The 455-nt window shown below is 37.4% G+C and carries 1 protein-coding gene; it reads left to right on the top strand.

Annotation, left to right across the window (positions count from 1 at the left end; all coding sequences use genetic code 11):
- The coding region (locus tag ACRRVB_RS05035; RefSeq protein WP_432466104.1) for a transposase at window positions 1–455 on the top strand (455 nt) is incomplete at both ends.

The following is a 455-nucleotide window of genomic DNA, read 5'->3' as shown; positions in this document are numbered from 1 at the left end:
AAAAAGAGCTATGATTTGCGTGAGGATGGTACTATATCGGTATCTCATAGTTATCAAAAAGGGGTAGATCCAGAAGCTAGTTGGACCAAAAAAGGTCATAATCTTTACTATGGGTATAAACGACATGTCCTTGTAGAAAGTAAAGAAGGTTTAGTTCTGGCAGTCACTACTACAAAAGCATCTAGTCATGATGGTGCCCATTTACCTATATTATTGGATAAAGTATCCCTAAAAGCAGGAAGCAGGCTCTATGGAGATAAAGGCTATAGCGGTTTGCCCAACGAAATTTTACTAAAAGACAAGAAATTAAAATCAGCTATTCAAAAGAAAGGTAGTAGAAATCATCCTTTATCACCTGCTGCTAAACGGTTTAATAAATTGGTATCTAAGACGCGCTATAAAGTAGAAAGGGTATTTGGAAGTATTAAGAGGTGGTTCCGTAGTGCAGGGACTAG

The sequence above is a fragment of the Candidatus Cardinium hertigii genome, from assembly GCF_050864855.1.
GTDB lineage: Bacteria > Bacteroidota > Bacteroidia > Cytophagales > Amoebophilaceae > Cardinium > Cardinium hertigii_C.
Note: the sequence above shows the minus strand (reverse complement) of the source record. Positions and strands in the feature narration are given on the sequence as shown.